The organism is Methanoculleus sp. UBA413 (assembly GCF_002502935.1).
Classification (GTDB): Archaea; Halobacteriota; Methanomicrobia; order Methanomicrobiales; family Methanoculleaceae; genus Methanoculleus; species Methanoculleus bourgensis.
The window spans coordinates 29,841-36,992 of sequence record NZ_DAQR01000007.1 but is presented as its reverse complement, the minus strand read 5'-3'; the positions used below and the strand labels follow the sequence as shown (position 1 = coordinate 36,992).

Genomic DNA, 7,152 nt, shown 5'->3' with positions numbered 1-7,152 from the left:
CTCCCCCTCCCCGAGATCGCGGCCGTCGCCATGGCGATCCTCCTCGCCGGAACCCTCGTCGGGGCTTCGGCCGCCGAGAACATCGGCTACGCCTGCTACGGCGTCTCCCGTGTCACCATCTCCGACGACTGGCGCAGCGCCCTCGAGTGGATGGGTGCAAACACCCCCGACCCCGGCGTGGACTACTACGCCGCCTACGAAAAAGACGGCTTCTCCTACCCCAAAGAGTCCTACGGCATCATGTCCTGGTGGGACTACGGCCACTGGATCACGTTCGTGGCGCAACGGATACCAAACACCAACCCCTTCCAGGACCACGTCAGCAGCGCAACCGGGTTCCTCCTGGCCACATCCGAGGAGCGGGCCGGGAAAGCCATAACGGCGGCCGGCTCCCGCTACATCATCACCGACGGCAGGATGGCAGGCGGGACGTTCCCGTCGATCGCCTACTGGCACGACCAGTCGGCAGGCACCGACCCCTACGTAACGCCGCTCCTCCAGCGGGTGCCGGGGATGCAGGATACCTACAACATCGAGCCCTACTACCGGGAGACCTACTACCAGACGATGGCGGTGCGGCTCCAGACCCTCGATGGGACGCTCACCGAGCCTGAGAAGGCCTTCTATGTCGAGTACAACACCGACTCGATTCCGGAGACCGGGTATGCGAGGCTGACCGGCGGCCGGGAGATGAGCCCGGCCGAGGCAGCGGAGGCGGTCAGGGCCTACGCAGGCCCGGGAGCAGCAGCAGTCTTCGGAATAGACACCAAAACACCGCCCGGGACCATTCCTGCGCTCCGGCACTACCGGCTCGTCTACGAGTCCTCCCCCGACCCGGCGACGAGCGTGAAGGTCTTTGAGTACGTGAACGGCGCCGAGATCCGGGGTGAGGGGGTCATCGAGGTCCCGGTCGTCACCAACACCGGGCGGGAGTTTGTCTACCGGCAGGCGAGCGAGAACGGAAGGTTCGTCGTCCCCTACTCCACGGTCGGCAACCCCTACGACGTGAAGACCGCCGGGAACTACCGGATCGTCGGCGGCACAGAAGAGTTCACGGTGACCGAGGAGGCCGTGAAGGGGGAAGCGTAACCCCCCGGACGTAAAGGAGCCTTCTCGCCGCGGTGGCGTTCGTGGCGACCGCAAGAACCACGAGCGCCGGGAGGACGAGACCCGTGACCAGCCCGGCGATGATGACCGCGATCCGCTCAGGTCGCGCGAAGAGACCGGCCCGGCACGCCACCCCGAGCCCCTCAGCCCGGGCCCGGGCGTAACTGACCATCAGCGACCCGATCGCGGCGGCAAATGTGGCCCCCACACCCCAGGCCGGACCCACACCGGCGTAGTGGATAAGCATCCCGGCGTAGACCAGAGCCTCCGCGTAGCGGTCCAGGAACGAGTCCAGGAACGCCCCGAAGACCGAGACCGCACCGCTCGTCCGGGCAAGCGCCCCGTCGAGCGCGTCAAAGGCGCACGACACCGCAACAACAAGCCCGGCGAAGAAGAACGAACCTGAAGCACAGAGGACCCCGGCGACCGCCATCCCGAGAAATCCAAGCACCGTGAGGGTGTTCGGGGTCACGCCCGTCCTGGCGATGAGGCCTGCCGCCCGCATGAGCGCCCCGTTTGTCCGTGCCCGGAGCCGGTCCTCGATCACCGGCCTATCTCCCCGGGGGAGAGCTCCACGACAGCCCCCAACCGATCCATGGCAGGAAATCTCACCCGCAGGGAGATAAGGGTGTCTCTCCCGGGGCTGAGGTAATGATTACATCTATAATTATTATAGATATAATCACTATGAAGTTCTACGGCAGGGAGCGGGAACTCCGGTTGATGGAGCACCTCTACGCCCGGGCCCCCTCCTTTCTCGTCGTCACCGGCAGACGGAGGATCGGCAAGACAGAACTAATCAAGGAGTTCTGCAGGGGAAAGCCGGCTCTTTACTTCTACGTTGATGGGGCTCGCGGGGCATGAGCGGGAGGGCTCCCTCCGCACGGGGAAGGTGGGAGCGGCGCCCCTTCTTCACGTTCACGCCGCACGGCTCATCATAATGCCGGCGGAGGGTTAACATGATTCTATCGTATGCTGCGGAGGTACCGGCTGTATCCCACGAGGGATCAGAAGACCCTGAACGCCGCGACCAATATCCGAAACTTCGCACTTGCAGGTGTGGAACGCGCCGAAGAGCCTGTGGACTCGCTCCCGGCGGGGAGGGGGATGAAGCAGGAAGCCCCCTGCGCAAGCGGAGGGTAGTTCACTACTACACCTTCCTTGAGAAGTACGGGTGCACCGATCTTGAGAGCGCCCTCGACCGGCTTGTCTTAAACGACCTCGCCCCCCTCCGCCGGGAGATGAGCGACGTCGTGATCGAGGAGTTCGGACGGGAGCACGCGACCTACTATGAGATCCTCGCCGCCATCGCCGAGGGGAAGAGAACCCAGAAGGAGATCGCCGACGTTGTCCGCCTCCCCGCAACGTCGCTTCCCCCGTACCTGCGGGACCTTAGCGACCTCCTTGGGGTCATCGAGTACCGGGTCCCGGTCACCGAGAGGAGGGGGCGCTCGAAGATGGGCAGGTACGTCTTTGCCGACAATTTTTCCCGGTTTTATGCCCGCTACATCTACAGGAACATGAGCCTCTATGAAAGCGGACGCTTCGACCTCCTGAAAGACCGGGTCCTCCGGGAGTGGAAGGGGTTCTCCGGGTGGGCTTTCGAGGAGATGATGCGAAGCCTCCTCACCCAGGACCTCGCGGAGGGTTATGAGAAGATCGGCCCCTGGTGGAACCGCCGGGGAGACGAGATCGACCTCCTCGCCCTCGGCCCGGAGGGGAGCCTTGCGGTCGAGATCAAGAACCGCGACCTTACCCTCGCTGAGGCACGCGGGATCCTTGCCGCCCTGGAAGAGAAGATCCCGCTCGTAAAGGGCCTCCCCCGGCCGATGACCACCGGTATCGCCGCCCGCACCATCGAGGGGGCGGAGACGCTTGCGGCCGAAGGGTTCTACGCTAAGGACCTCGAAGGCCTCGGGGGAATTTGAGGGTTTCAGTGCGTGAGGCGGCGATAACCCCCACGAAATTAGGTGAAACGGTCCAATAGGCCAGACCTAGAGACCGGTATCCTTGTGATCACCTCAACGAGGACCACCGTCTTCGTGAATACCTCACCGGGCCTGCTTTCGATCTGTTGATGCTCCGCTCCGCCGAACCTTGCACATGCCGGACGGGAGAGGCGTATTAGATAGCGTCCGGTGACCGGGAGACAAACCTGCCGGAGAGTACCCGATACACCGGCAATGTTTTCTGTCAGTAATACATATACCACGAATGCCATGAATGCCACAAAGCGCATTGTTGTCAAGGAAGAGGTCTGGGCTGCCCTCTCCAGTATGCGAGAGCCGGGGATGACCTACTCTGAACTGATAGAGGAGATGATCGAGCACGAAAAGAAGCGGCGTCTTGTAGAAGATATCAAGCGGATCCAGGAAACGGAAGAACTCGTGGAGATCCCGTTGTGACCGCTCATTGTTCTGTTCCGATGGTCGGCAGATCTACTTCATCGGGTTCGAGAAAGTATATCCATGATCAGCACAGAAGATGGTTCAATGTCTGCTGCGGAAAACATAGCCGTATCGGAAGAGACCTATAACCAGATCCTGGATCTCAGGCACCCGGGCGAGACACTCGACGACACTCTTGCGAGGCTTGTAGAGACAGTTAAAAAAAAGCGGCTCACTGACGATATCGAAGAAATCATGGCTCGCAACGAGTTCGTGGAGTTAGACCTGTGACATTCCGCCTCATGGTGGATAAGCGTGCGCTTGGTTTTCTAAACTCTCTCGAGGCCAAAGATCAACGGATCATCAAAGAAAAACTGAAAATTTTGCAGGAAAACCCATACCCCGGCTCGGATGGGGATAAAGAAAAACTCCATACGAATAAAAAACGGGAATCATACCGACTCCATGTCGCACGTTCGTTCACGGTAATCTACAATATCGATTCAGACGACAATCTCGTCTATATCACCCACATCATGTCCATCGAAAAAGCACATCGGAGATACGGACGAATTTGAATCGCCCGACGCTAATCTGAGCACGGAATAGGACAGCCCGGACGTGTATTATACCTCCAAAGATGGTGACGCCCCCGACCCCACGACCGGTGCGAGTACCGTGGACACTCCAACCTCCCGGTTGCGGCCTTCGTGCCCCGGTTCATGGCTCCCCGTCAACGGGATCCTCGCCTCCAGACAGATGTATGACACACCCTTCGTTTCTTCGCCACGACCAGACCCCCTCCGCGACCCTGAGGTCTTCCGGACCACGGGTCGTCTCCCTGACCACCTCTACCGCCTCGACACCCGGGTCAGGCAACTTGGTCTCCTCATCAGGACGGCCCTCAGGGGAGGGAAACACCGTCCTCCGCGGCCTGCCTGGGACCGGGAAGACCATCGCATCCGCACCCTCAAGCACCCCGTCCAGAGACCGGGAGAGAACCGCGACGCCTTCATCCGCTGCAGGTTTTTGCAAGTCACTCCCCATCCCGGTTCGTCTCATAAGACCTCCCGGGTGAAGAACACCCCGCCTTCGTAAACACCTCCCTCGGCAGTTGGCCCAGTTCACGGAGCCTCTCGCAGGCCAGTATCAACTCCGACGACAGGGCGGTAACCTTCTCCTCATCGTAGGAGACCAAGGGTCTCCCTCCTGTAACGCTCCCGGTGATAGGAAAAGTCATGGTACTCGGCGAGAATCCTGCAGACAAACTCGCACCGCGCCCGCTCGTCGCGGGAGACCAGGATCTCCCCGGTCTTGAGGACCGTGAACGCAAATGAAAGCGGCGCCGCGGCGAGCACCCTTACATCGACAGGCACCCCGACCACCTCCTCCAGTTCCTGTTCCAGCACCATCTCGTACCGGAGCGGGTCGGATAACTCTGCGCTGCCGCCTGCGAGGAAGACGGCGATATCGATATCACGGAAGGGGCCCTGCAGAAAGGAGCCGTACACGTACGCGAACAGGATCTCCTCCTTCTCCTCCAGTCGGGCGGTGAGAAAGGCACGGAGGCGCCGTTTCTCTTCCAGGGAGATCTTCCGGGGTCTCATTGGAGAAGGATCGCCGCCGGCGGATAAAGACCTTGTGCCGTCCCGGAGAGGATAGCCTCATCCAGAGACCGGGGGAGAACCGCGGCGCACTTATATCTTGGGAACAGCAATAGTTACCCTGTCGGCAGATACCATGGATGCGAACATGCGGGAAGCAGAGCGGTGGCTGCGGCAGGGAGAGAGGGACCTCGTCAGCGCAAGGAACAGCTGCAGAACCGGCGATTTTGAGTGGGCGTGCTTTCAGGCACAGCAGAGCGCGGAGAAATCCCTGAAGGCGCTGCTGTATGCCAGGGGATTCCGGAAGATCCTGACGCATTCAGTTTACGAACTGATCCGTGAGATCAGCACGTTCGAACCCTCGTTCCAGACCCTGAAGAGTGAGGCCAAGGTGCTCGACAGCGCGTACATCATGACGCGTTACCCGGACAGCATCGTCGGGAACCTGACGCCGTCTGAATACTACGACCAGGAGGATGCCAAAGAATGCATCGAGTACGCGGATTCGATCTGCAGTGCCGCGAGACGATCGCTCTCCGGGTGATCGGGCAGATCCGGGACCTTGCCCGCGAGATCCGGTCGCGCCGGCGCGTCAGCACCATCATCCTCTACGGCTCGTTCGCCCGCGGGGACTTCCACGAGGCAAGCGACATCGACCTGATCGTCGTCGGGGACTTTCGCGAGCGGTTCCACAAGCGGGCGGCAACCATCCTCGATCTCACCGACCTCCCGATTGAACCGATCTGCTACACCGACGAAGAGTTCGCTGAACTGGTCAGGAAGAAGAACCCCTTCATCCACCAGGCGCTGGCCGAAGGCATCCGGGTCTAGTGGACTATTTCATCTTATGTTGCGGGTCCTGATGCGGGGCGATCTGCACCAGGACCCACAAGATAAGGTGAAACGCCCCGCTAGACCGAGCGGAACCCTCCACCCTTCTTGCGCACCAGGCCGATCTTCCTGAGGTCGGTGAGGAGCCCTTTCACAAACTCAGGGGTGAGGTCCAGCACGATCCCCCAGCCGTCCTCGGTATCCCCCACGGTACTGCTCCCGAGCGCCTCCGCAACCTCTGCCGGCGCCAGCGTCCCACGTTCCTCGAGGACTTCTATGGTTCTCGCGGTGACGACCTGCTTCAGGGAGACGCCCTCCCGGAACGAGATATACTCATCCTCATCGATCTCCAGGTCATCGGCAAGTTCGTCGATCTTCTCAAGATCCGCCCCGAGGACAGCCTCAGGGCCGAACTCCAGCCGGTACTCAGGCACCGCGGTGACGGTCATCTCCGTCAGGATACCGTGCTCTTTGAGGGCTTCGGGATCGATATCCTCAACGGCGCCACCCGGGAGGGTGAGGATGATGTCCTCGGGATCCATATGCCCCTGCACGACCATTTCCTCATCCCCGGTCTCGATCAGGCCGTTCTCGTCCAGGGCGGTGAACGCCATGAACCTGTACAGCATGGAACTCTCGGCATCCGGTGACACAGCCTCTGCCGGTTCCCCTTCCGGAGCGGCCCCGGCAGACGGCACCATCCACTCTTTGATGCCGGCCATGGGGATAACGTCCCCGGGCTGGTATCTCTCCATGAATTCAGCGATAGCTTCAGCGACGCGCTCCACCACGTCAAGGTAGGGGTCATGCAACCCCCCGGGCCCGGTATCCTCACCCTCCTCGATCCCGGTCTCTTCGGTGAGTTCCTCGATCCGGGAAGCCTCTTCCTTCAGCATCGCCTTAATATCCCTGATCGTTCCTTTTGCAGAAACCAGACCCTCCAGAGCAACAGTCTGCGTGATGCGTGCCGGCATGCCCGCCTCCCTGAAGGCACGCGTGACCTCCGGGACATCGATCGGGCCGCGGATGATGAGTGTCTCCTCAAGTACCATACGCCATCTCCACATCCGGTTGGGTGCGCCCGCTCATAAGGCCGCTGGTGTGGGGGCGCGGGAGAGGTCCTCCTTCAGGAGGTACTCGTGCGCCGCAAGCGCAGCCTTCGCCCCCTCGCCGGCGGCGATGATGATCTGCTTGCCCTTGATGCAGGTCGCATCCCCGGCCGC

At 61.3% G+C, this 7,152-nt stretch carries 11 protein-coding genes and 1 pseudogene; 8 read left to right on the top strand and 4 right to left on the bottom strand.

Features of this window, described 5'->3' with window-relative positions; all coding sequences use genetic code 11:
• Positions 1–1,089, top strand: a pseudogene (locus BP858_RS00835) (oligosaccharyl transferase, archaeosortase A system-associated); the annotation flags it as partial.
• Here the strand turns inward: BP858_RS00835 and BP858_RS00830 are convergent.
• Complete coding sequence (locus BP858_RS00830) at positions 1,052–1,654, bottom strand: CDP-alcohol phosphatidyltransferase family protein (RefSeq protein ID WP_286878589.1); 603 nt, start codon at positions 1,652–1,654, stop codon at positions 1,052–1,054. The pseudogene BP858_RS00835 and the gene BP858_RS00830 overlap by 38 nt on opposite strands.
• A gap of 140 nt (positions 1,655–1,794) precedes the next feature.
• Here BP858_RS00830 and BP858_RS00825 point away from each other — a divergent pair, with 140 nt between their 5' ends.
• The 5 genes from BP858_RS00825 (at position 1,795) to BP858_RS00805 (ending at position 4,072) form a co-directional block, all read left to right on the top strand.
• On the top strand, positions 1,795–1,971 hold the full coding sequence (locus BP858_RS00825; protein WP_281767170.1) for a hypothetical protein: 177 nt from the start codon (positions 1,795–1,797) through the stop codon (positions 1,969–1,971).
• 95 nt (positions 1,972–2,066) lie between these two features.
• Positions 2,067–3,035 carry an ATP-binding protein gene (locus BP858_RS00820; RefSeq protein ID WP_286878588.1) on the top strand — a complete coding sequence of 323 codons (969 nt, stop codon included), beginning with the start codon at positions 2,067–2,069 and terminating at the stop codon, positions 3,033–3,035.
• Positions 3,036–3,326: 291 nt separating this feature from the next.
• The gene (locus tag BP858_RS00815; protein ID WP_286878587.1) at positions 3,327–3,512 is read left to right on the top strand and encodes an antitoxin VapB family protein; all 186 of its coding nucleotides are present in this window, start codon (positions 3,327–3,329) and stop codon (positions 3,510–3,512) included.
• A gap of 63 nt (positions 3,513–3,575) precedes the next feature.
• Positions 3,576–3,785, top strand: coding sequence for a DUF7557 family protein (locus BP858_RS00810; RefSeq protein ID WP_145916327.1), 210 nt, complete (start codon positions 3,576–3,578; stop codon positions 3,783–3,785).
• The gene (locus tag BP858_RS00805) at positions 3,782–4,072 is read left to right on the top strand and encodes a type II toxin-antitoxin system RelE family toxin (protein WP_286878586.1); all 291 of its coding nucleotides are present in this window, start codon (positions 3,782–3,784) and stop codon (positions 4,070–4,072) included. Before BP858_RS00810 ends, BP858_RS00805 begins: the two co-directional genes overlap by 4 nt.
• A 142-nt stretch (positions 4,073–4,214) precedes the next feature.
• Here the strand turns inward: BP858_RS00805 and BP858_RS00800 are convergent, their stop codons facing one another.
• Together BP858_RS00800 and mntA are read right to left on the bottom strand one after the other, a co-directional pair.
• A complete protein-coding gene (locus BP858_RS00800; RefSeq protein WP_286878585.1) occupies positions 4,215–4,529 on the bottom strand; it encodes a hypothetical protein in 315 nt (104 codons plus the stop codon).
• Positions 4,530–4,675: 146 nt separating this feature from the next.
• Positions 4,676–5,101, bottom strand: coding sequence for a type VII toxin-antitoxin system MntA family adenylyltransferase antitoxin (mntA, locus tag BP858_RS00795; RefSeq protein WP_281767164.1), 426 nt, complete (start codon positions 5,099–5,101; stop codon positions 4,676–4,678).
• A 97-nt stretch (positions 5,102–5,198) separates the two neighbouring features.
• On the opposite strand from mntA, the gene BP858_RS00790 reads away from it, so the two are divergent.
• Together BP858_RS00790 and BP858_RS00785 are read left to right on the top strand one after the other, a co-directional pair.
• Complete coding sequence (locus BP858_RS00790; RefSeq protein ID WP_286878584.1) at positions 5,199–5,642, top strand: HEPN domain-containing protein; 444 nt, start codon at positions 5,199–5,201, stop codon at positions 5,640–5,642.
• A complete protein-coding gene (locus tag BP858_RS00785) occupies positions 5,585–5,929 on the top strand; it encodes a nucleotidyltransferase domain-containing protein (protein WP_286878583.1) in 345 nt (114 codons plus the stop codon). The genes BP858_RS00790 and BP858_RS00785 overlap by 58 nt, the downstream gene beginning before the upstream one ends.
• Positions 5,930–6,009: 80 nt before the next feature.
• On the opposite strand, the gene BP858_RS00780 is transcribed toward BP858_RS00785, so the two are convergent.
• On the bottom strand, positions 6,010–6,981 hold the full coding sequence (locus BP858_RS00780) for a hypothetical protein (RefSeq protein WP_286878582.1): 972 nt from the start codon (positions 6,979–6,981) through the stop codon (positions 6,010–6,012).
• Between the last annotated feature and the right edge of the window lie 171 nt (positions 6,982–7,152).